This window comes from Klebsiella sp. 141161 (genome assembly GCF_050600815.1).
GTDB lineage: Bacteria > Pseudomonadota > Gammaproteobacteria > Enterobacterales > Enterobacteriaceae > Klebsiella > Klebsiella aerogenes.
Genome location: NZ_JAQIRN010000002.1, coordinates 742,319 through 764,418, shown reverse-complemented (window position 1 = coordinate 764,418; position 22,100 = coordinate 742,319). Strand labels below are relative to the sequence as shown.

Sequence of the window (22,100 nt, the reverse complement as noted above, 5' to 3'; positions counted from 1 at the left end):
AAGCGGGGATTGTACCGCATGGAAAAGTCGAGGGGAGAGAAAAAGAAAAAAGGCCGGATTATCCGGCCTTTTGCAGCGAGTACAGGATTATTTTTCCTGCAGTCCGAGTTTTTTCTCCAGATAGTGGATATTGGTGCCACCATGCTGGAAGTTCTCGTCGCTCATAATGCGCATCTGCAGCTCAACGTTGGTTTTGATGCCATCGATGATCAGTTCCTGCAGCGCGTTCTTCATGCGGGCAATCGCCACATCACGGCTTTCGCCGTAGCAGATCAGTTTGCCGATCATTGAGTCATAGTACGGCGGTACGGTGTAACCGGCGTAGATATGAGACTCCCAGCGCACGCCAAAACCGCCCGGCGCGTGGAAGCGGGTAATTTTACCCGGGCTCGGCAGGAAGGTGTTCGGGTCTTCGGCGTTGATACGGCATTCTACCGCATGGCCGCGGACCTGCACTTCTTCTTGCTTGATAGACAGCGGCTGACCCGCCGCGATGCGCAGCTGTTCTTTGATCAGGTCAACGCCGGTGATCATTTCGGTAACCGGGTGTTCTACCTGGATACGGGTGTTCATCTCAATGAAGTAGAACTCGCCGTTTTCGAACAGGAACTCAAAAGTACCCGCTCCGCGGTAGCCGATATCCACACAGGCTTTCGCGCAACGTTCGCCGATGTAGCGACGCAGTTCCGGGGTAATGCCCGGCGCCGGCGCTTCTTCGACGACTTTCTGGTGACGACGCTGCATGGAGCAGTCGCGTTCCGCCAGATAGATAGCGTTGCCCTGGCCATCCGCCAGCACCTGAATCTCGATGTGACGAGGATTTTCCAGGTACTTCTCCATATAGACCATGTCGTTGTTGAAAGCCGCTTTCGCTTCCGCTTTGGTCATGGAGATGGATTGCGCCAGTTCAGCGTCGCTGCGCACGACGCGCATGCCGCGACCGCCGCCGCCGCCGGAGGCTTTGATGATAACCGGATAGCCGATACGTTTGGCATGCGCGCGGTTAGCGTCCATGTCGTCGCCCAGCGGGCCATCAGAACCTGGAACAGTCGGGACGCCAGCTTTCTTCATCGCGGTGATAGCGGACACTTTGTCGCCCATCAGGCGGATGGTGTCGGCTTTCGGGCCGATGAAGATGAAACCGGAACGTTCAACCTGCTCGGCAAAGTTAGCGTTCTCGGAGAGGAAACCGTAACCCGGGTGAATCGCTACCGCGCCGGTGATTTCCGCCGCACTGATGATAGCCGGGATGTTCAGATAGCTTTTTACGGACGGAGCCGGGCCGATGCAGACCGTCTCATCCGCTAATAATACGTGTTTTAAATCGCGATCCGCGGTGGAGTGCACAGCAACGGTCTTGATGCCCAGTTCTTTACAGGCACGCAGGATGCGCAGTGCGATCTCGCCACGGTTAGCGATGACAATTTTATCCAGCATGTTCGCCTCGTTACTCGATGACAACCAGCGGCTCGTCGAATTCTACAGGTTGGCCGCTTTCGATCAGAATGGCTTTAACCACGCCGGCTTTGTCGGCTTCGATCTGGTTCATCATTTTCATCGCTTCTACGATGCACAGGGTGTCGCCCACGTTAACTTTCTGACCGACTTCCACAAAGGCTTTCGCGTCCGGGCTCGGGGTGCGGTAGAAAGTACCGACCATCGGGGAACGTACGATGTGACCACTGATTTCCGCTTTCGCTTCAGCGGCAGGTGCTGCTGCCGGCGCTGCGGCGGCTGGCGCCTGAGGCTGGGCGATTGGCGCAGCATAGGCTTGCTGCATTACCGGATAGCTAGCAGCAGGCGCTGCACGGCTGATGCGTACAGACTCTTCGCCTTCAGAAATTTCCAGTTCGGAGATGCCTGATTCTTCAACCAGCTCGATCAGTTTTTTAATCTTACGAATATCCATGAGTGGGTTCCGTACTCTTTGTTTAGTGTGTTTGTGACAGGCGTTTGACCGCCGTCTGTAAAGCGTATGAATAGCCGTCCGCACCTAATCCGCAGATTACGCCCGAGGCGACATCAGACAGATACGAGTGGTGACGGAACGGCTCGCGCGCATGCACGTTGCTCAGGTGAATCTCGATAAACGGGATACTCACGGCAAGCAGCGCGTCGCGGATGGCCACGCTGGTATGCGTAAACGCGGCCGGATTGATCAGGATATAGTCCACAGAGTCTTTAGCCTGATGAATTCGGTCGATGAGCGCGAACTCCGCATTGGATTGCAGGTGGTCGAGCGTCACGTTTAGCGCTTCCGCTTCTGCGGTTAAACGGTTAACAATTTCTGCCAGCGTTAGCGAACCGTACTTCTCGGGTTCACGGCTGCCGAGCATATTAAGGTTTGGTCCGTTCAAAAGCAAAATGCGAAACTTGTCAGCCATTGTGCAGCTATCTCCTGCTAACCTCGGGTAAAAAACAAAATATACCTTCGATACGCGCTTGTCACCTTTTCAGGGTTCGAAAACCCCTTCAGGAAAACCAAAGTCGCACATTATAACGATTTCGTAGCAATTGGCAGCTAAATACTGGTCTTATCAGGGAAGATTATCAACCGCTATCGTAAAAAGAGTCGCGGTTGATAAACGTTCTGCGGGGAACTGCACATATCCGGAGATTAGCGCCACCACTGGCGAAACTTCTTGTAGCGGCTGGCTAAAAGTACTATTGCCAGTCCGGCATAAATCAGCGGCTGCGGCGATAAAATCTTCACCGACCACAGATAATGAATAGGGGCGAGGATCGCCACCAGATAGACGAAGTTGTGCAATGTTTGCCAACGTCGGCCTAATTTTCGTTGCATGTACTGGGTTGACGTCGCCGCCAGCGCCAGTAAAACCAGCCAACTGATTAAACCAAGCGTGAGATACGGACGGTTGATTATCTCGGAACCGAGCAGCGCCAGATTGTTAATGCCGAGCTCCAGCAACGTATAACTGGTGAGGTGCAACGTGGCCCAGGCAAAGCACCATAACCCTAATAACCGGCGGGTGCGTATCAATAATGGCTGTTTAGCGTAACGCGCCAGCGGCGTAATAAGCAAGGTGGCAAGCAAAAACTTCAGCGCCATCCGTCCGGTAAAATGCTGGATATCCTTTGCCGGATCGGCGCTGAAATAGCCCTGATGTCCGGCCCAGAACAGCCAGACCAGCGGTAAAAAACCGGCTAAATGCAGCACAACTTTCAGCCAGCCTATCTGTTTAACGCTCAGGCGCACTAGAAATTCTCCCGTAAGTTAAGCCCTCGATACAGCGACGCGACTTCCTCGGCATAGCCATTAAACAGCAACGTCGGCTGGCGTTTTACATCGAGTACGCCACCGGCGCCGATAAACCGCTCGCTGGCCTGCGACCAGCGCGGATGATCGACGTGCGGGTTCACATTGGCATAGAAACCGTATTCATCCGGCGCCGCCAGATTCCAGGTGGTCGGCGGCCGCTCGCGGGTTAATTCGATGCTTACGATAGATTTAATCCCTTTAAATCCATACTTCCACGGCACGGTCAGGCGGATGGGCGCGCCGTTTTGCGGCGGCAGCGCTTTCCCATAGACGCCAACGCTCATCAACGTGAGCGGGTGCATTGCTTCATCAAGGCGCAACCCTTCGACATAGGGATAGGTCAGGCCGCCGCCGATGAAGCGATCTTTTTGTCCCGGCATTTGTTCCGGCGCATACAGCGTTTTGAAAGCGACGTAGCGGGCGTTGCTGGTGGGCTCCACCAGCGCGAGCAGTTTATGCAGCGGGAAGCCGACCCACGGCACGACCATCGACCAGGCCTCTACGCAGCGCATACGATAAATACGCTCTTCCAGCGGGAAACGATGGGTCAGGTCGTCGTGATCGAGCGTCAGGGGTTTGGCGACTTCGCCGCCGATGGTAAGCGTCCAGGGGTCAGTGCGCAGGCTGCCTGCGTTAGCGGCCGGATCGGCTTTATCGAGGCCGAATTCATAAAAGTTATTGTAGCCGGCGACTTTATCTTCCGGGGTGAGGGCGAGCTTATTTTGCCATGCTGCGGGTTTATCGAAGGTCAGCGCCTTTCCGGCGGGCGCCGGCGGGCGGTCATGGCCTTTAAACCAATCGAGCAGGTCGGCGTGGGCCTTCGTTGAGAGCGACATCGCCGTCGCGCCGATACCGAGCATTTTCAGCACCTGGCGGCGCTGCAGGTTAAATACCGATTCCGCCGTTACGTCGGCTTCCGTCAGTTTTCTGGTTTTCATGGCGTCCTCCGTCATACTTTTTTCTAAGCATGACGGAGGCGGAGCGCGATCGCGAATATGTCACGAAAAATTGCAGATTAGCCGATTTTGACCAGCGTACGTCCCTGGATCTGGTTGTTCATGATTTTGTCGGCAAAGGCCGGGGCATCCGCCAGACTGATTTCGGTCGCGCTTTGCGCGTAAAAAGACTCAGGCAGATCGCGCACCAGCCGGCGCCAGGCTTCTGCGCGGCGCGCAGGCGGAGTCATTACCGAATCGACGCCCTGCAGGCGTACATTGCGCAGGATAAACGGCATCACGGTGGTCGGCAGCGCGAAACCGCCCGCCAGGCCGCAGGCCGCGACGCAGCCGCCGTAATTCATCTGCGCCAGCACCTTAGCCAGCACTTTATCGCCGACGGTATCGATAGCGCCCGCCCAGATTTGTTTTTCCAGCGGACGGCTCTCAGCGAACTCGTCGCGGCCCAGAATACGCTGCGCGCCGAGGCTTCTCAGATAGTCATGGGTACTTTCGCGACCGGACACCGCCGCCACCTGATAACCCAGGTGATGCAGCAGAGCGACTGCTGTGCTGCCGACGCCGCCGCTGGCGCCTGTTACGACGATCTCGCCATCCTGCGGTCGCACCCCGGCGTCTTCCAGCGCCATCACGCATAGCATGGCGGTAAAGCCTGCGGTACCGATGGCCATCGCTTTGCGTCCGTCGAGACCTTCAGGCATGGCCACCAGCCATTCGCCTTTGACACGGGCGCGCTCGGCCAGGCCGCCCCAATGGTTTTCTCCCACGCCCCAACCGGTGAGTAACACCTGTTGGCCAACGTGAAAACGCGGATCTTCGCTGGCATGGACGGTACCGGCAAAATCGATACCAGGAATCATCGGAAAGTTGCGGATAATTTTTCCTTTGCCGGTAATGGCCAGGGCATCTTTATAATTGAGGCTCGACCAGTGAATATCGACAGTCACATCGCCTGGCGGCAGCAGGTTGGCATCGATGTTTTGCACCGAGGAAAGGGTTTTGCCATCCTGCTGTTCTAAGATTAAAGCCTGCATATGTGGTTCCTCGCGGTTTGAAGATTGGAAAAATTATTCTGCAGACTATACTCGCTAACGGCATTATTACGTGGATGTAACGCAATAAATTGCCAGATACGCCAGCTTTGGTAGTATGCGTCGCTTCAGAAAGTTAGTACTTACTTAAGTAAAAGTCTTAAAAGGGGCCCGAATGCCCATCGGGTAGTTATTCACACGCGGAGTTAACACAGGGATGCGATTAACGACGAAATTCTCAGCATTTGTTACGCTGCTCACCAGCCTGACGATTTTTGTCACGCTGATCGGCGCGTCGCTGAGCTTTTACAACGGCATTCAGATTAAAGTTGAGAATCGCGTGCAGGCGGTGGCGACGATGTTGGATAGCCGCCTGGTGACCACCTCTTTTGAGAAGCTCGAACCGCAAATGGACGAGCTGCTCACGCCGGTAGAAGTCGAACATATTGATTTTCTGCTCAACGGCAAATCGCTTTACAGCCATACCCGCGGCGACAGTTACCGTCCGCTGGGCAGTAACAACCAGTATCGTGAAATGACGGTACCCTCGCTCAAACATCCCGGAATTTCGATTCGTCTGGTCTACATGGACCCGATGGTCAATTACTTCCGTTCGCTTCACGTCACCGCGCCGCTCTCCTTCGCCATCGGCTTCATGGTGCTGATTATCTTCTTTTCGATTCGCTGGATCCGCCGCCAGCTGGCGGGACAGGAGCTACTGGAGCTGCGCGCGCGGCGCATTCTCAGCGGCGAGCGCGGGCCGCAGGTGCGCGGTTCGGTTCATGAATGGCCGGCCAGTACCAGCAGCGCGCTGGATATGCTGCTCTCTGAGCTGCAGTTCGCCAGCGATCAGCGCAGCCGCATGGATACCCTGATTCGCTCCTACGCCGCCCAGGATTCCAAAACCGGCCTTAACAACCGCCTGTTCTTTGATAATCAACTGGCGACGCTGCTGGACGATCAGGAAAAGGTGGGGGCGCACGGTATTGTGATGATGATTCGCCTGCCGGAGTTTGATCTGCTGCGCGATAACTGGGGACGGGCGGCGGCGGAAGAACATTACTTCACGCTAATTAATTTGCTGTCTACTTTTATTATGCGCTATCCCGGCTCGCTACTGGCGCGCTATCACCGTAGCGACTTCGCCGTCTTATTGCCGCATCGCACTTTAAAAGAGGCTGATAGTATTGCCGGGCAGTTGCTGAAGGCAATGGATGCGCTGCCGTCAACGCGGGTGCTGGATAAAGACGACACGATGCATATCGGCATCTGCGCGTTCCGCAGCGGCCAGTCCACCTCTCAGGTGATGGAACATGCTGAAGCCGCCACCCGCAACGCCGTGCTGCAGGGGAGTAATAGCTGGGCGGTTTACGATGATTCGCTGCCGGAGAAGGGGCGCGGCAACGTGCGCTGGCGAACGCTTATCGAGCAGATGCTCAGCCGCGGCGGCCCGCGCTTGTATCAGAAACCGGCGGTCATGCGCGATGGGCGGGTACATCACCGCGAGCTCATGTGCCGCATCTATGACGGTAAAGAAGAGGTGATTGCCGCCGAGTATATGCCGATGGTGCAGCAGTTCGGCTTAGCGGAAGAGTACGATCGCCTACAGATTACGCGTTTGCTGCCGTTATTAAGTTATTGGCCGGATCAAACGCTGGCGCTACAGGTGACCGTGGAGTCGCTGATTCGCCCGCGTTTCCAGCGCTGGCTGCGCGATACCATGATGCAGTGCGAAAAATCGCAACGTCGGCGGATTATTTTTGAACTTGCAGAGGCGGATGTTTGTCAATATATCGGCCGTTTACACCCGGTTATGCGGTTGATAAACGCGCTGGGCATTCGCGTCGCTGTGGTTCAGGCCGGGTTGACGCTGGTTGGCACCAGTTGGATCAAGCAGCTGGATGTGGAAGTGATCAAGCTGCATCAAGGGCTATCGCGCAATATTGAAAAACGCAGCGAGAACCAGTTACTGGTTCAAAGTCTGGTGGAGGCCTGTAAAGGGATGCCGGTACAGGTTTTTGCGACGGGAGTCCGCAGTCGCAGCGAGTGGCAGGTGCTGTCGCAATGCGGCGTGACCGGCGGTCAGGGGGAATTTTTTGCCGCCTCACAGCCACTTGACACAAATGTGAAAAAATATTCGCAAAGATACTCTGTTTGATCTGCCGTTTGGCGTGATTTCACGTAGAATAACGCGCGCCATAGTAAAGGGGGTGTGCTTGTCTACCCGCCGGAATGTCGCAACTTACGCAAGACTGACCTTTGACAGGTACAAACAGAGCACGGAGCGCAGCTGATTTATTCAGCGCCGAAGGGACTTCGTAAATGTTTGTAACAAAGGAAATGAACTGCACTAATTTTCACCGTAGCAGATGATTTTTGCGCCTTGTCGCTGCTGCGTGTGGTTGGTAAAGTAAGCGGATTTTGTTTTCCGCCCCAGCTTTCAGGATTATCCCTTAGTATGTTAAAAAAATTTCGTGGCATGTTTTCCAATGACCTGTCCATTGACCTGGGTACCGCGAATACCCTTATTTATGTAAAAGGACAAGGCATCGTATTGAATGAGCCTTCCGTTGTGGCCATTCGTCAGGATCGTGCCGGTTCGCCGAAAAGCGTTGCCGCTGTAGGTCATGAAGCGAAGCAGATGCTGGGCCGTACGCCGGGCAATATCGCGGCGATTCGCCCGATGAAAGACGGCGTTATCGCCGACTTCTTCGTGACTGAAAAGATGCTGCAACACTTTATTAAACAGGTGCATAGCAACAGCTTTATGCGCCCGAGCCCGCGCGTGCTGGTGTGCGTGCCGGTTGGCGCGACTCAGGTTGAGCGTCGTGCTATCCGCGAATCCGCGCAGGGCGCTGGCGCCCGCGAAGTCTTCCTGATCGAAGAGCCGATGGCGGCCGCGATCGGCGCAGGCTTGCCGGTTTCTGAAGCGACCGGTTCTATGGTTGTTGATATCGGCGGCGGTACTACCGAAGTCGCGGTTATCTCCCTGAACGGCGTGGTCTACTCTTCTTCCGTACGTATCGGCGGCGACCGTTTCGATGAAGCCGTGATCAATTACGTGCGTCGTAACTACGGTTCCCTGATCGGCGAAGCGACCGCTGAGCGTATCAAACACGAAATCGGTTCTGCTTACCCGGGTGATGAAGTACGCGAAATCGAAGTGCGCGGCCGTAACCTGGCTGAAGGCGTTCCACGCGGCTTCACCCTGAATTCCAACGAAATCCTCGAAGCGCTGCAGGAGCCGCTGACCGGCATCGTCAGCGCCGTTATGGTCGCGCTGGAACAGTGCCCGCCGGAGCTGGCATCCGATATCTCCGAGCGCGGTATGGTCCTGACCGGCGGCGGCGCGCTGCTGCGTAACCTTGACCGTCTGTTAATGGAAGAGACAGGGATCCCTGTCGTAGTTGCAGAAGATCCACTGACCTGCGTCGCTCGTGGCGGCGGTAAGGCGCTGGAAATGATCGATATGCACGGCGGCGACTTGTTCAGCGAAGAGTAGTCAGCCTGAAGGTCTGGGGCAGCTTAAGGGCTGCCTCTGGTCTTTACTGACACGAGAATACGCATAGCCTATGAAGCCAATTTTTAGCCGTGGCCCGTCGCTACAGATTCGCCTTATTCTGGCGGTTTTGGTGGCGCTTGGCGTCATTATCGCCGACAGCCGCCTGGGTACGTTCAGCCAAATCCGAACGTACATGGATACAGCCGTCAGTCCTTTCTACTTTATCTCAAATGGTCCCCGGGAACTGCTCGACAGCGTATCGCAATCGCTGGCGACCCGCGATCAGCTCGAACTGGAAAACCGCGCGCTGCGTCAGGAACTGCTGCTGAAAAACAGCGATCTGCTGATGCTTGGTCAATACAAACAAGAAAATGCCCGTTTACGTGAGCTGTTAGGCTCGCCGCTGCGTCAGGACGAGCAGAAGATGGTGACTCAGGTTATCTCGACGGTTAACGACCCTTACAGCGATCAGGTCGTTATCGATAAAGGCAGCGTCAATGGCGTATATGAAGGCCAGCCGGTTATTAGCGACAAGGGCGTTGTCGGCCAGGTGGTGGCGGTTGCGAAAATGACCAGCCGCGTGCTGCTTATTTGCGATGCGACCCATGCCTTGCCGATCCAGGTGCTGCGTAACGATATCCGCGTGATTGCCGCCGGCAACGGCTGCACTGATGATTTACAGCTTGAACACCTGCCGGCGAATACCGATATTCGCGTCGGCGATGTGCTGGTGACCTCCGGGCTCGGCGGACGCTTCCCGGAAGGATATCCGGTTGGGGTGGTCTCCTCGGTACGTCTGGATACTCAACGTGCTTATACGGTAATCCAGGCCCGTCCGACCGCCGGTCTGCAGCGTTTGCGCTATCTGCTGCTGCTGTGGGGCGCCGATCGCAACGGCGCCAACCCGATGACCCCGGAAGAGGTTCACCGCGTTGCCAATGAGCGCCTGATGCAAATGATGCCGCAGGTGCTGCCTGCGCCTGATGCTATGGGGCCGCAGATGCCGGCGCCGGCGACGGGCCTGACGCCGCCGCCGTCCGCGCAACCTCTGCCAGCAGGGGGGCAATAGTGGCAAGTTATCGTAGCCAGGGACGCTGGGTTATCTGGCTCTCGTTTCTTATCGCGCTATTGCTGCAGATTATGCCCTGGCCGCAGGACATCACCGTCTTCCGGCCAAACTGGGTGTTATTGATTCTGCTGTACTGGATCCTCGCGCTGCCGCATCGGGTTAACGTCGGTACCGGCTTTGTTATGGGGGCGGTTCTCGACCTCATCAGCGGTTCGACCCTCGGCGTACGCGCGCTGTCGTTAAGTATTGTTGCCTATCTGGTCGCTTTAAAATATCAGTTGTTCCGTAATCTGGCGCTCTGGCAACAGGCGCTGGTGGTCATGCTGTTGTCTCTTGCCGTTGATATCATTGTTTTCTGGGCAGAGTTTTTAGTGATCAACGTCTCTTTCCGTCCGGAAGTGTTCTGGAGTAGTGTAGTAAACGGTGTGCTCTGGCCGTGGCTATTCCTGCTAATGCGTAAAGTGCGTCAGCAATTTGCGGTTCAATAAAGGTTGATATGACAACTCTGTATCTGGCTTCTGGTTCCCCGCGTCGGCAGGAACTGTTAACTCAGCTTGGTCTCTCTTTCGAACGCCTGGTTCCGGGTATTGAGGAACGGCGCGACCCGCAGGAGAGCGCTGCGCATTACGTTGCGCGTCTGGCGCGTGAAAAAGCGCTGGCTGGCGTTGCTATGGCGCCGCGCGATCTGCCGGTGTTGGGCGCGGATACGATTGTCATTCTTAACGGCGAAGTGCTGGAAAAGCCGCGCGACGCCGGGCACGCCGCAGAAATGCTTCGCATGCTTTCCGGAAAAACCCACCAGGTGATGACCGCGGTGGCGTTGGCGGATAAGCAGCAAACGCTGGATTGCCTGGTGGTGACGGAAGTGACCTTCCGTCTGCTCTCCGAGCAGGATATCGCTACCTACGTAGCCAGCGGCGAACCTTTAGATAAAGCAGGCGCATACGGTATTCAAGGGTTGGGTGGTTGTTTTGTCAGGAAGATAAATGGCAGCTATCACGCCGTAGTCGGCTTACCGCTGGTGGAAACGTATGAGTTGCTGAGTAACTTTAACTCACTGCGTGAAGAAAAGGGATAAAGATGACGGCTGAATTATTAGTTAACGTAACGCCATCCGAGACGCGCGTCGCGTATATCGATGGCGGGATCCTGCAGGAAATTCATATTGAGAGAGAAGCGCGGCGCGGAATCGTAGGCAATATCTACAAAGGTCGTGTCAGTCGTGTGTTGCCTGGAATGCAGGCGGCTTTTGTAGATATTGGCCTGGATAAGGCCGCCTTCCTGCATGCTTCCGATATCATGCCGCACACCGAGTGCGTGGCGGGTGAAGAGCAAAAGCAGTTTACCGTTCGCGATATTTCCGAACTAGTGCGTCAGGGCCAGGACCTGATGGTGCAGGTGGTGAAAGACCCGCTGGGTACCAAAGGCGCGCGTCTAACCACCGACATCACCATACCTTCCCGCTATCTGGTCTTTATGCCGGGAGCTTCGCACGTCGGCGTATCGCAGAGAATTGAAAGCGAGGCCGAGCGCGAACGTCTGAAAAGCGTGGTCACCGAATATTGCGACGAGCAGGGCGGGTTTATTATCCGCACCGCGGCGGAAGGCGTGCATGAGCAAGAGATGGCGGCGGATGCGGCCTACCTCAAGCGCGTCTGGACCAAAGTGATGGAACGCAAAAAGCGTAACCAGACCCGCTATCAGATGTACGGCGAGCTGGCGCTGGCCCAGCGCGTGCTGCGCGATTTCGCCGATGCTCAGCTTGACCGCATTCGCGTGGATTCGCGCCTGACCTACGAGGCGCTGCTGGAGTTCACCGCGGAATACATCCCGGAAATGACCAGCAAGCTGGAACATTACAGCGGCCGCCAGCCGATTTTCGATCTCTTTGACGTTGAGAACGAAATCCAGCGCGCGCTGGAGCGTAAAGTCGAGCTGAAATCAGGCGGCTATCTGATCATCGATCAGACCGAAGCGATGACCACCATCGATATCAACACCGGGGCGTTCGTTGGCCACCGCAATCTCGACGACACTATCTTCAATACCAATATTGAAGCCACGCAGGCCATCGCGCGCCAGCTGCGTCTGCGTAACCTGGGCGGCATTATCATCATTGATTTTATCGATATGAATAATGAAGATCATCGTCGTCGGGTACTGCATTCCCTGGAGCAGGCGCTGAGTAAAGACCGGGTGAAAACCAGCATTAACGGCTTCTCGCAGCTGGGGCTGGTCGAGATGACCCGTAAACGCACCCGTGAAAGCGTGGAACATGTGCTGTGTAACGAGTGTCCTACCTGTCATGGGCGCGGTACGGTAAAGTCGGTCGAAACGGTCTGTTATGAGATCATGCGCGAAATAGTCCGCGTGCATCATGCGTATGACTCAGACCGCTTCCTGGTCTATGCTTCACCTGCCGTCGCGGAAGCTCTGAAAGGGGAAGAGTCCCACGCGCTGGCGGAAGTTGAAATCTTTGTCGGCAAGCAGGTCAAAGTACAAATTGAGCCGCTCTATAATCAAGAGCAGTTCGATGTGGTAATGATGTAATCATTCAGCCTGTCGCTCCCGATGGCGTCGGGGGCGGGTAAACAGGCGGGCTGAAGGATAAAGCGTAACAGGCTGACAAGGAGAGATGCGTTGAGGCGATGGCCCGGGATATTACTGCTCACCGTGGCAACCGTGGTGGTGATTGTTGCGCTGCTGGTGAGTGGCCTGCGTCTGGCATTGCCGCAGCTAAATAACTGGCGTCCCCAACTGCTGGAGAAAATTACCGCGGTATCCGGGGTCGCGGTTGATGCCTCGCAGATCAACGCCAACTGGGAAAACTTCGGCCCGACGCTGGACGTTCGCGATATTAAAGCCACCTTGAAAGACGGTGGCGAAATGACGATCAAACGGGTTACCCTTGCGCTCGACGTCTGGCAAAGCCTGCTACATATGCGCTGGCAGTTCCGCGACCTGACCTTTTGGCAGCTGCAAATTCACACCAATACGCCCATCCAGACTAACGACGACGGCGCAAGTCTGAAGACCGATCGCATCAGCGATCTGTTCCTGCGTCAGTTTGACCACTTTATTCTCCGTGATAGCCATTTGAGCTTCCTGACGATTTCCGGTCAGCGTGCTGAACTGGCGATCCCACAGCTGACCTGGCTTAACGGTAAAAACCGCCACCGCGCCGAGGGGCAACTGAGCCTTTCGAGTCTCACCGGCCAGCACGGCGTCATGCAGGTGCGGATGGATTTACGTGACGAGAACGGCCTGCTCAACAAGGGGCGCCTCTGGTTACAGGCCGATGACATCGACGTTAAACCCTGGCTCGGACGCTGGATGCAGGACAACATAGCCCTGCAGAGCGCGCGCTTTAGTCTCGAAGGCTGGATGACTATCGATAAAGGCGATGTCGCCAGCGGTGATGTATGGCTGAAAAAAGGCGGTGCCAGCTGGCAGGGCGATAAACATCTGCATAAGCTGTCGGTGGATAACCTGACGGCGCATATCACACGCGAAAATCAAAGCTGGGCATTTCATATCCCCGACACGCGGATCTCGATAGACGGCAAGGCCTGGCCGCGCGGCGCGCTGGCGATGGCGTGGATCCCGGCGCAGGAAGTGGGTGGTAATAACAATCAGCGCAGCGATGAGCTACGCATCCGCGCCAGCAATCTCGATCTTGGCGGCCTGACCGGTCTGCAACCGATGGCCGATAAGCTGGCGCCGAGCTTCGGCGAAGTCTGGCGAACCACCCAGCCGAGCGGAAAAATTAACCTGTTGGCGTTAGATATCCCGCTGCAGGCAACGGAGAAGACCCGTTTCCAGGCTGACTGGAGCGATCTGGCGTGGAAGCAGTGGAAACTGTTGCCGGGGGCCGAGCACTTTTCCGGCAGCCTGAGCGGCAGCGTGGAAAACGGCGAACTGCGCGCGCATATGACCCAGGCGAAAATGCCTTATGAAACGGTCTTTCGCGCGCCGCTGGAGATAGCCCAGGGCGATGCGACCCTGAGCTGGGAGAAGAACAGCAAGGGCTTTATGCTGGATGGCCGCGATATCGACGTGCAGGCAACCGGCGTTCGCGCGCGCGGCGGCTTCCGCTATCTGCAGCCGGAAGGCGATGAGCCGTGGTTAGGCATCCTGGCGGGCATCAGCACTAACGACGGCGGCCAGGCGTGGCGTTATTTCCCGGAAAACCTGATGGGCAAAGCGCTGGTGGATTACCTGAGCGGCGCAATTAAGGGCGGACAGGCCAGCAACGCTACCCTGGTTTACGGCGGCAACCCGCATCTGTTCCCTTATGAGCATAACGAAGGCCAATTCCAGGTTTCGGTACCGCTGAAGAACGCGACCTTCGCCTTCCAGCCGGACTGGCCGGCGCTGACCGGATTAGATATCAACCTTAACTTCGTCAATAACGGCCTGTGGATGAAGGCGGATAAAGCGATGCTGGGCAACGTCACCGCCAGCAACCTTGACGCGGTGATCCCTGACTATTCCCATGAAAAATTGTTTATCGATGCCGATGTTAACGGTCCAGGCAAAGAGGTTGGCCCTTATTTCAAACAGACCCCGCTGAAGGACACGCTCGGCTCGGCGCTGGATGAACTACAGCTTGATGGTAATGTGAGCGCTCGCTTACATCTTGCTATCCCGCTCGATGGCGAGATGACCACCGCCAAAGGCGATGTGCGGCTGAAAAATAACGATCTGTTTATCAAGCCGATTGACGCGACGCTGAAGAATCTCAATGGTCAGTTCAGCTTTGAGAATGGAGATTTAAAAAGCGGGCCGCTAAGCGCGACCTGGTTTAATCAACCGCTGAACCTCAATTTCACCACCACGGAAGGGGCGAAAGCCTTCCTCGTTGACGTCGGCATGAACGCTAATTGGCAGCCGACGCGTACCGGCCTGCTGCCGAAAGCGGTCAACGATGAACTCAGCGGCAGCGTCCCCTGGGATGGCAAAGTGGCCATTGAGTTACCGTATCGCGGTAGCGCGAGCTACAAAGTCGATATCAACGGCGATCTGAGAAATGTGAGTAGTCACTTACCTGCGCCGGTGAATAAATCGGCGGGCGAACCGTTGCCGGTGAAAATCAACGTGACCGGCGGCTTAAACAGCTTCGATTTGACCGGCAATATCGGCAGCAAGAACCACGTCAATAGTCGCTGGCTGCTGAATAATAAGCTGACGCTCGACCGGGCGATTTTGACCTCCGACAGCAAAGCGATTCCTTCGCTGCCTGAAGCATCAGGCGTCGAGCTGAATATGCCGGCGATGGATGGCGCGCAATGGCTGGCGTTGTTCCAGCGGGGGGCCGTCAACGAAGTGAGCAGTAATATGGCCTTCCCGGAGCGCGTGACGCTTCGTACACCGTCGCTGGCCTTCGCCGGACAGAACTGGAATAACGTCAGTCTGGTTTCCCAGCCTGACGGTAGCGGCTCGAAGGTGGAGGCGCAGGGGCGTGAAATCAACGCCACGTTGACGATGCATAAGAACGCGCCCTGGCTGGCGGCCATTCGCTATCTCTATTACAACCCTTCCAGCGATAACAACGGCACGGTGAAAAAAGAGAGCGGCCCGCTGGCTGATACGCGTCTGGATTTCCGCGGCTGGCCTGATTTACAGCTGCGCTGTAAAGAGTGCTGGCTGTGGGGGCAAAAGTATGGGCGAATCGACGGTGACTTCAATATCAAGGGCGATACGCTAACCCTCAGCAATGGCCTGGTGGATACCGGCTTTGGCCGCCTCACTACCGATGGCGTCTGGGTGAATGCGCCCGGCGGCGTGCGTACCTCGCTGAAAGGCAAGCTGCACGGTAATAAAACGGACGACTTCGTGAACTTCTTCGGTGTTTCGACGCCGGTGAAAGGGTCGTCGTTTGATGTCGATTACGATCTGCACTGGCGCGCGCCGCCATGGCAGCCTGATGTCGCTTCGCTGAACGGGATCCTCAAAAGCCGCCTCGGCAAAGGCGAGTTTACTGACCTGAGCACTGGTCATGCCGGTCAGCTGTTAAGGCTATTGAGCGTTGATGCGCTGCTGCGTAAGCTACGCTTCGATTTCAGCGACACCTTCCAGGAAGGGTTCTGGTTCGATTCAATTCGCAGTACGGCGTGGATTAAAGACGGCGTGCTGAATACGGATGATACGCTGGTGGATGGGCTTGAAGCCGACATCGCGATGAAAGGTTCGGTCGATCTGGTGCGCCGTCGTTTAGATTTACAAGCGGTGGTGGCGCCGGAAATTTCGGCAACCGTGGGCGTAGCGGCGGCATTCGCCGTCAACCCGATTGTCGGCGCGGCGGTGTTTGCCGCCAGCAAGGTGCTTGGGCCGCTGTGGAACAAAGTATCGATTCTGCGCTATCGCATTACGGGTCCAATCGATCAGCCGGAAATCAATGAAGTGCTGCGCCAGGCGCGCAGCAACAAAAAGCAATGATTTGACGAGTACGGGGAATTATCGCACTCTCAATAGAGAGTATTTTCTCCCCGTCATCTTTTTCGCCGCATGGCATTTCCCTGTGTCAGGCGGCAACAAACGAGTAGCGTAACGATGAGTTTGAACCTGGTAAGTGAACAATTACTGTCGGCAAATGGCCTGAACCATCAGGACCTGTTTGCCATTCTTGGCCAACTGGCTGAGCGCCGTCTCGATTACGGCGATCTTTATTTTCAGTCGAGCTATCACGAATCCTGGGTTCTGGAAGACAGCATCATCAAAGATGGGTCGTACAATATTGACCAGGGCGTAGGCGTCCGGGCGGTAAGCGGCGAAAAAACCGGTTTTGCCTATGCGGACCAAATCAGCAAACTGGCGCTTGAGCAGAGCGCCCAGGCGGCGCGTACTATCGTCCGCGACCATGGCGACGGCAAAGTGCAGACGCTCGGCGCGGTGGAATACAGCTCTCTCTATACCAGCGTCGATCCGCTGCAGAGCATGAGCCGCGAAGAGAAACTGGATATCCTGCGCCGCGTTGATAAGGTGGCGCGTGCTGCCGATAAGCGCGTGCAGGAAGTTTCCGCCAGCCTGAGCGGCGTCTACGAGCTTATCCTGGTGGCGGCAACGGACGGAACGCTGGCCGCTGATGTTCGTCCGCTGGTTCGTCTCTCCGTGAGCGTGCTGGTGGAAGAAGACGGCAAACGCGAGCGCGGCGCCAGCGGCGGCGGCGGACGGTTTGGCTATGATTATTTCCTCGCGCCGCTGGATGGCGACGTACGGGCGGATGTCTGGGCGCGTGAAGCGGTACGTATGGCATTAGTCAATCTGTCCGCGGTTGCCGCGCCAGCCGGTATGCTGCCGGTGGTGCTTGGCGCGGGCTGGCCTGGCGTGCTGCTGCATGAAGCCGTCGGCCACGGCCTGGAAGGTGACTTTAACCGTCGCGGCACCTCGGTCTTCAGCGGTCACATGGGCGAATTAGTCGCCTCTGAACTGTGCACCGTCGTGGATGACGGCACCATGGCCGATCGCCGTGGTTCGGTCGCGATTGATGACGAAGGTACGCCGGGTCAATACAACGTGCTTATCGAAAACGGCGTCCTGAAAGGTTATATGCAGGATAAGCTCAACGCGCGTTTAATGGGCGTTGCGCCGACCGGTAATGGTCGCCGTGAATCCTATGCGCATCTGCCGATGCCGCGGATGACCAACACCTATATGCTGGCCGGTAAGTCGACGCCGCAGGAGATTATCGAATCGGTCGATTACGGTATCTATGCGCCGAACTTCGGCGGCGGCCAGGTGGATATTACCTCCGGTAAATTTGTCTTCTCGACCTCGGAAGCCTATCTGATTGAAAAAGGCAAAGTGACTAAAGCAGTCAAAGGCGCGACGCTAATCGGTTCCGGTATCGAAGCGATGCAGCAGATTTCTATGGTCGGTAACGACCTGAAGCTGGATAGCGGCGTTGGCGTGTGCGGTAAAGAAGGGCAGAGCGTACCGGTCGGCGTCGGACAGCCGACGCTGAAAGTCGACAACCTTACCGTTGGCGGCACCGCCTGATAACGGCTGGTCCCGGCGGCGCGAAGCCGCTGCCGGGAAGTCAATTAACGGGTCATCCCGCGCCCGTGCATTCCCTGATAAATCTTCGCCACTTCGACGAAATAATCCGTCAGATAGTTAATACACACCTGCACCTTCAGCGGCAGTTTGTCTTTTTCGGTATACAGCGCATAGACCGGTCGCGGATCCGATTGATAGCTCGGCAGCAGGATCTCCAGTTCGCCGCGGTTGATCTCGTCGATCGCCCACATCAGCGGAACGTAGGCCACGCCAACGCCGGCAGTCAGCCAGCGGATCAGCGTCATCGGGTCGTTGGTGACGAAGCGTCCTTGTGGGATCAGGCGTGTTGAGATCCCCTCCGGGGCGATAATTTCGAACTCATTATCTGGCCGTACGCTATATTCCAGCCACGAATGGCTGGCAAGATCCGCCGGTTTTTCCGGGCATCCCGCGTGCTGGAGATAGCTTTTCGCCGCGCAGAGCACCATTGGCATCGAGCCCAGCCGCCGCGAGAAGAGGCTGGAATCCTGCAACGCGCCGACGCGTATCACCACGTCGAGGCCGTCGGCAATCAGGTCCGGGGCGGGGATGCCGGTCACCAGATTAATCGATAAACCCGGATATTCTTTGAGCATTTCGGCGGTTATGCGCGCCAGCACATTCTGTGCCATAGTTGAAGAGCTACCGATGCGCAGCGTGCCAATAGGGGTATTGTTGAAGGCATACAGCTGTTCATGGACGTCCTGCGCTTCAAAGAGCATTCTTCGGCAGCCCTGGTAATAAATTTTACCCGCTTCTGTTAAGCCCAGGCTGCGGGTGCTGCGGTTGAGCAGCTTTACCTGTAGCTCGTCTTCCAGTTTAGCAACGGTCTGGCTGATAGATGAAACGCTCATCTGGAGCTGGCGTGCGGCGGCGGTGAAAGAGCCCAGCTCAACCACTTTGGCGAACACCGACATACGTTTTAGTCGTTCCATTATTCACTCTGGCTTAAAAGTGATTTAGATCACATATTATAGATAAGGCTGCAATTGTTACGTTAATATATAGTTAGCTACATAATAAACGCATCACGCTACCACCTGTACGCTTCTTATCAAGGTCATCATGAGTCTGTTTCCTGTCATAGTGATTTTCGGCCTATCGTTTCCGCCGATCTTCTTTGAGCTGCTATTGTCGCTAGCCATCTTCTGGCTGGTGCACCGTTTGCTGGTTCCGACCGGTATTTATGATTTTGTCTGGCACCCTGCACTGTTTAATACTGCGCTGTATTGCTGTCTGTTTTATCTGATATCGCGCTTGTTCGTTTGAGGTCGATGTGAAAACACTAACAAGAAATATCCTGCGTACTGCCATCACTGTGATACTGGTTATTCTGGCGTTTATCGCTATTTTTCGCGCATGGGTGTACTACACCGCGTCGCCGTGGACGCGCGATGCACGCTTTAGCGCCGATATCGTCGCCATCGCGCCGGACGTGTCGGGGCTTATTTCGCAGGTGAATGTCAAGGATAACCAACTGGTTAAGAAAGACCAGGTATTGTTCGTTATTGACCAACCTCGTTACCAAAAAGCGCTGGCGGAGGCGGAAGCCGACGTCTCCTATTACCAGACGCTGGCTCAGGAAAAACGCGTTGAAGCCGGGCGCCGTAACAGGCTCGGCGTGCAGGCCATGTCGCGCGAAGAGATTGACCAGGCCAACAACGTGCTGCAAACCGTTGAGCATCAGCTGGCGAAAGCGGTGGCCAGCCGCGATTTAGCCAAACTGGATCTTGAACGTACGGTGATTCGTGCGCCAGCCGATGGCTGGGTGACCAACCTGAACGTCTACTCCGGCGAATTCATTACCCGCGGTTCGACCGCGGTCGCTTTGGTTAAACAAAATACCTTCTACGTGATGGCCTATCTGGAAGAGACCAAACTGGAAGGCGTGCGTCCGGGCTATCGTGCCGAAATCACTCCGCTCGGCAGTAGTAAGGTGATAAAAGGTACCGTTGACAGCGTTGCCGCGGGCGTGACTAACGCCAGCAGCAGCAGCGATGCGAAAGGCATGGCTTCCGTTGACTCCAACCTTGAGTGGGTACGTCTGGCGCAGCGCGTGCCGGTACGTATCCGTCTTGACCAGCAGCAGGGCAACCTCTGGCCGTCGGGCACCACCGCGACCGTTGTCATTACCGGTAAAGAAGATCGCGACGCCAGCCAGGCCAACTTCTTCCAGAAAGTCGCCATGCGCTTGCGTGAGTTTGGTTAATCGCCATGGGGACCTATACCATTGCTCCCCGGCATCTCCGCTTTGCCATTAAGCTTGCATGCGCGGTGGTGCTGGCGCTGTTCGTCGGCTTTCATTTTCAGCTTGAGACGCCGCGCTGGGCCGTACTGACCGCGGCTATCGTGACCGCCGGTCCGGCATTTGCCGCCGGCGGAGAGCCCTATTCCGGGGCGATTCGCTACCGCGGGATGCTGCGTATTGCCGGGACGTTTATCGGCTGTATTGCCGCACTGGCGATCATTATCCTCATGATCCGCGCGCCGCTATTGATGATGCTGGTTTGCTGTCTCTGGGCCGGTTTCTGCACCTGGATCTCCTCGCTGGTGAAGGTGGAAAACTCCTACGCCTGGGGGCTGGCGGGTTACACGGCGCTGATTATCATCATCACCATTCATACTGACCCGATGCTGGCGCCGCAGTTTGCCGTCGAGCGCTGCAGCGAAATCGTCATCGGGATCGTCAGCGCTATCGTCGCTGACCTGCTATTTTCCCCGCGCTCTATCAAAAAAGAGATCGACCTTGAACTGGATAACCTGCTGCTGGATCAGTATCGCCTGATGCAGCTTTGTGTCGCCCATGGCGATAGCGAGGTGGTGGACAAAGCCTGGGGAGCGCTGGTGCGCCGTACCGCCGGGCTGGAAGGGATGCGCGGCAATCTGATCATGGAATCTTCGCGCTGGTCGAAGGTAAACCAGCGGCTAAAGGCTATCAACACGCTATCGCTGACGCTGATTACTCAGGCCTGCGAAACCTATCTGATCCAGAACTCACGCCCGGAGATGGTGACTGACGACTACCGCGAGCTGTTTGCCGAGCCCGTAGAAACGGTACAGGATGTGCATCAACAGCTTAAGCGTATGCGCCGCTTCCTGACCTGGAAAGGTGAACACAATACGCCGGTCACTATTTATAGCTGGGTCGGCGCGGCGACGCGCTATCTGCTGCTCAAGCGCGGCGTGGTCGGCAATACCAAAATTAGCCGTATTGAAGATGAAGTCTTACGCGGCGAAACGGTGGTGAAGGTTGAGTCCGCCGAGCGTCACCACGCAATGGTTAACTTCTGGCGAACCTCTATTTCCTGTATTCTCGGCACCCTGTTCTGGCTATGGACCGGCTGGACATCCGGTAGCGGGGCTATGGTTATGATTGCCGTGGTGACCGCGCTGGCGATGCGCCTGCCTAACCCGCGAATGGTGGCCTTAGACTTCCTCTATGGCACCCTTGCCGCTTTACCGCTCGGCGCGCTGTTCTTCCTTGTCGTCATGCCTGCGACGCAGCAGAGTATGCTGCTATTGTGTATCAGCCTTGCCGCGATGGCGTTCTTTATCGGTATTGAGGTACAAAAGCGGCGGCTCGGATCGCTGGGGGCCCTGGCGAGCACCATCAATATTCTGGTGCTGGATAACCCGATGCAGTTCCAGTTTAGCCAGTTCCTCGATAGCGCTCTGGGGCAGATTGTCGGCTGTTTCCTCGCGCTGATGGTGATTCTGTTAGTGCGTGATAACTCGCAGGCCCGCACCGGACGGGTGTTATTGAACCAGTTCGTCTCGGCGGCGGTCTCTTCGCTCACCACGAATAGCGCCCGGCGTAAAGAGAACCATTTGCCGGCGCTGTATCAACAGCTGTTTTTACTGCTGAATAAGTTTCCCGGCGATATCGCCCGCTTCCGGCTGGCGCTGACGCTGATTATCGCGCACCAGCGTCTACGCGATGCCCCGGTGCCGGTAAACGAGGATCTGTCGGCCTTCCACCGCCAGCTGCGGCGAACCGCCGATCACGTTATCTCCGCCGGTAGCGACGATAAGCGCCGTCGTTACTTTACCCGCTTGCTGGAAGAGCTTGATGTTTATCAGGAAAAACTCCTTCACTGGCAGGCGTCGCCCCAGGTCACTGAGCCGGTACGACGACTGGTCGATATGCTGAAAAAATATCAGCACGTATTTACCAATAGCTAACCTGCAAACCGACGCCCGGCGTCGGTTTTTTTATCGCTATACT

The 22,100-nt window shown here is 56.2% G+C and carries 18 protein-coding genes; 11 read left to right on the top strand and 7 right to left on the bottom strand.

The features are described from left to right. Nucleotides 1-87: 87 nt before the first annotated feature. The 6 genes from accC to PGR79_RS08225 all read right to left on the bottom strand — a co-directional run bounded on the left by accC (nt 88) and on the right by PGR79_RS08225 (nt 5,270). Entirely contained in the window at nt 88-1,437 is a 1,350-nt protein-coding gene (accC, locus tag PGR79_RS08250; protein WP_015369455.1) for an acetyl-CoA carboxylase biotin carboxylase subunit, read from the bottom strand. A 10-nt stretch (nt 1,438-1,447) separates the two neighbouring features. Next, nucleotides 1,448-1,909 (bottom strand): acetyl-CoA carboxylase biotin carboxyl carrier protein, encoded by a 462-nt coding sequence (accB, locus tag PGR79_RS08245; RefSeq protein ID WP_015369456.1) that lies wholly within the window; start codon nt 1,907-1,909, stop codon nt 1,448-1,450. A 22-nt stretch (nt 1,910-1,931) separates the two neighbouring features. Beyond that, nucleotides 1,932-2,384 (bottom strand): type II 3-dehydroquinate dehydratase, encoded by a 453-nt coding sequence (gene aroQ, locus PGR79_RS08240; protein ID WP_015369457.1) that lies wholly within the window; start codon nt 2,382-2,384, stop codon nt 1,932-1,934. A gap of 233 nt (nt 2,385-2,617) precedes the next feature. Continuing rightward, on the bottom strand, nt 2,618-3,217 hold the full coding sequence (msrQ, locus tag PGR79_RS08235) for a protein-methionine-sulfoxide reductase heme-binding subunit MsrQ (RefSeq protein WP_087859167.1): 600 nt from the start codon (nt 3,215-3,217) through the stop codon (nt 2,618-2,620). Beyond that, nucleotides 3,217-4,218 carry a protein-methionine-sulfoxide reductase catalytic subunit MsrP gene (gene msrP / locus PGR79_RS08230; RefSeq protein WP_113375047.1) on the bottom strand — a complete coding sequence of 334 codons (1,002 nt, stop codon included), beginning with the start codon at nt 4,216-4,218 and terminating at the stop codon, nt 3,217-3,219. The genes msrQ and msrP overlap by 1 nt, the downstream gene beginning before the upstream one ends. A gap of 77 nt (nt 4,219-4,295) precedes the next feature. Further along, the gene (locus PGR79_RS08225; protein ID WP_213317945.1) at nt 4,296-5,270 is read right to left on the bottom strand and encodes an MDR family oxidoreductase; all 975 of its coding nucleotides are present in this window, start codon (nt 5,268-5,270) and stop codon (nt 4,296-4,298) included. A 214-nt stretch (nt 5,271-5,484) separates the two neighbouring features. Between PGR79_RS08225 and csrD the strand changes: the two genes are divergently transcribed. The 8 genes from csrD to tldD all read left to right on the top strand — a co-directional run bounded on the left by csrD (nt 5,485) and on the right by tldD (nt 17,836). Next, a complete protein-coding gene (gene csrD, locus PGR79_RS08220; RefSeq protein ID WP_015369461.1) occupies nt 5,485-7,425 on the top strand; it encodes an RNase E specificity factor CsrD in 1,941 nt (646 codons plus the stop codon). 300 nt (nt 7,426-7,725) lie between these two features. After that, nucleotides 7,726-8,769: a rod shape-determining protein MreB gene (mreB, locus tag PGR79_RS08215; RefSeq protein ID WP_002918653.1), complete on the top strand. Its 1,044-nt coding sequence runs from the start codon at nt 7,726-7,728 to the stop codon at nt 8,767-8,769. A gap of 70 nt (nt 8,770-8,839) precedes the next feature. Beyond that, nucleotides 8,840-9,838 (top strand): rod shape-determining protein MreC, encoded by a 999-nt coding sequence (gene mreC / locus PGR79_RS08210; RefSeq protein WP_015369462.1) that lies wholly within the window; start codon nt 8,840-8,842, stop codon nt 9,836-9,838. Beyond that, entirely contained in the window at nt 9,838-10,326 is a 489-nt protein-coding gene (gene mreD / locus PGR79_RS08205) for a rod shape-determining protein MreD (RefSeq protein ID WP_087859170.1), read from the top strand. Before mreC ends, mreD begins: the two co-directional genes overlap by 1 nt. A gap of 8 nt (nt 10,327-10,334) precedes the next feature. Then, nucleotides 10,335-10,916 carry a Maf family protein gene (locus PGR79_RS08200; RefSeq protein WP_087859171.1) on the top strand — a complete coding sequence of 194 codons (582 nt, stop codon included), beginning with the start codon at nt 10,335-10,337 and terminating at the stop codon, nt 10,914-10,916. Between the two features lie 2 nt (nt 10,917-10,918). Continuing rightward, a complete protein-coding gene (gene rng / locus PGR79_RS08195) occupies nt 10,919-12,388 on the top strand; it encodes a ribonuclease G (RefSeq protein ID WP_015369465.1) in 1,470 nt (489 codons plus the stop codon). Nucleotides 12,389-12,478: 90 nt separating this feature from the next. Continuing rightward, entirely contained in the window at nt 12,479-16,276 is a 3,798-nt protein-coding gene (yhdP, locus tag PGR79_RS08190) for an AsmA2 domain-containing protein YhdP (protein WP_087859172.1), read from the top strand. A gap of 114 nt (nt 16,277-16,390) precedes the next feature. Then, on the top strand, nt 16,391-17,836 hold the full coding sequence (gene tldD, locus PGR79_RS08185) for a metalloprotease TldD (RefSeq protein ID WP_015369467.1): 1,446 nt from the start codon (nt 16,391-16,393) through the stop codon (nt 17,834-17,836). 44 nt (nt 17,837-17,880) lie between these two features. Here the strand turns inward: tldD and aaeR are convergent, their stop codons facing one another. Beyond that, nucleotides 17,881-18,810: an HTH-type transcriptional activator AaeR gene (aaeR, locus tag PGR79_RS08180; RefSeq protein ID WP_015703623.1), complete on the bottom strand. Its 930-nt coding sequence runs from the start codon at nt 18,808-18,810 to the stop codon at nt 17,881-17,883. A gap of 130 nt (nt 18,811-18,940) precedes the next feature. Here aaeR and aaeX point away from each other — a divergent pair, with 130 nt between their 5' ends. Genes aaeX through aaeB form a run of 3 tightly spaced genes read left to right on the top strand, consistent with a single transcriptional unit; the run spans nt 18,941 to nt 22,057 of the window. After that, nucleotides 18,941-19,144 carry a p-hydroxybenzoic acid efflux pump operon protein AaeX gene (aaeX, locus tag PGR79_RS08175; protein ID WP_002918640.1) on the top strand — a complete coding sequence of 68 codons (204 nt, stop codon included), beginning with the start codon at nt 18,941-18,943 and terminating at the stop codon, nt 19,142-19,144. A gap of 7 nt (nt 19,145-19,151) precedes the next feature. Next, nucleotides 19,152-20,084, top strand: a complete 933-nt coding sequence (gene aaeA, locus PGR79_RS08170) for a p-hydroxybenzoic acid efflux pump subunit AaeA (protein WP_045397228.1) — start codon at nt 19,152-19,154, stop codon at nt 20,082-20,084. 5 nt (nt 20,085-20,089) lie between these two features. Then, the gene (aaeB, locus tag PGR79_RS08165; RefSeq protein ID WP_113375043.1) at nt 20,090-22,057 is read left to right on the top strand and encodes a p-hydroxybenzoic acid efflux pump subunit AaeB; all 1,968 of its coding nucleotides are present in this window, start codon (nt 20,090-20,092) and stop codon (nt 22,055-22,057) included. Nucleotides 22,058-22,100 lie beyond the last annotated feature (43 nt).

What these genes read in the sequence shown, in the direction of transcription:
- aroQ (WP_015369457.1), bottom strand. Translation starts at nt 2,384, where the DNA reads ATGGCTGACAAGTTTCGCATTTTGCTTTTGAACGGACCAAACCTTAAT.
- accC (WP_015369455.1), bottom strand. Translation starts at nt 1,437, where the DNA reads ATGCTGGATAAAATTGTCATCGCTAACCGTGGCGAGATCGCACTGCGC.
- aaeB (WP_113375043.1), top strand. Translation starts at nt 20,090, where the DNA reads ATGGGGACCTATACCATTGCTCCCCGGCATCTCCGCTTTGCCATTAAG.
- csrD (WP_015369461.1), top strand. Translation starts at nt 5,485, where the DNA reads ATGCGATTAACGACGAAATTCTCAGCATTTGTTACGCTGCTCACCAGC.
- PGR79_RS08200 (WP_087859171.1), top strand. Translation starts at nt 10,335, where the DNA reads ATGACAACTCTGTATCTGGCTTCTGGTTCCCCGCGTCGGCAGGAACTG.
- accB (WP_015369456.1), bottom strand. Translation starts at nt 1,909, where the DNA reads ATGGATATTCGTAAGATTAAAAAACTGATCGAGCTGGTTGAAGAATCA.
- aaeR (WP_015703623.1), bottom strand. Translation starts at nt 18,810, where the DNA reads ATGGAACGACTAAAACGTATGTCGGTGTTCGCCAAAGTGGTTGAGCTG.
- aaeX (WP_002918640.1), top strand. Translation starts at nt 18,941, where the DNA reads ATGAGTCTGTTTCCTGTCATAGTGATTTTCGGCCTATCGTTTCCGCCG.
- mreC (WP_015369462.1), top strand. Translation starts at nt 8,840, where the DNA reads ATGAAGCCAATTTTTAGCCGTGGCCCGTCGCTACAGATTCGCCTTATT.
- tldD (WP_015369467.1), top strand. Translation starts at nt 16,391, where the DNA reads ATGAGTTTGAACCTGGTAAGTGAACAATTACTGTCGGCAAATGGCCTG.
- mreB (WP_002918653.1), top strand. Translation starts at nt 7,726, where the DNA reads ATGTTAAAAAAATTTCGTGGCATGTTTTCCAATGACCTGTCCATTGAC.
- rng (WP_015369465.1), top strand. Translation starts at nt 10,919, where the DNA reads ATGACGGCTGAATTATTAGTTAACGTAACGCCATCCGAGACGCGCGTC.
- msrP (WP_113375047.1), bottom strand. Translation starts at nt 4,218, where the DNA reads ATGAAAACCAGAAAACTGACGGAAGCCGACGTAACGGCGGAATCGGTA.
- PGR79_RS08225 (WP_213317945.1), bottom strand. Translation starts at nt 5,270, where the DNA reads ATGCAGGCTTTAATCTTAGAACAGCAGGATGGCAAAACCCTTTCCTCG.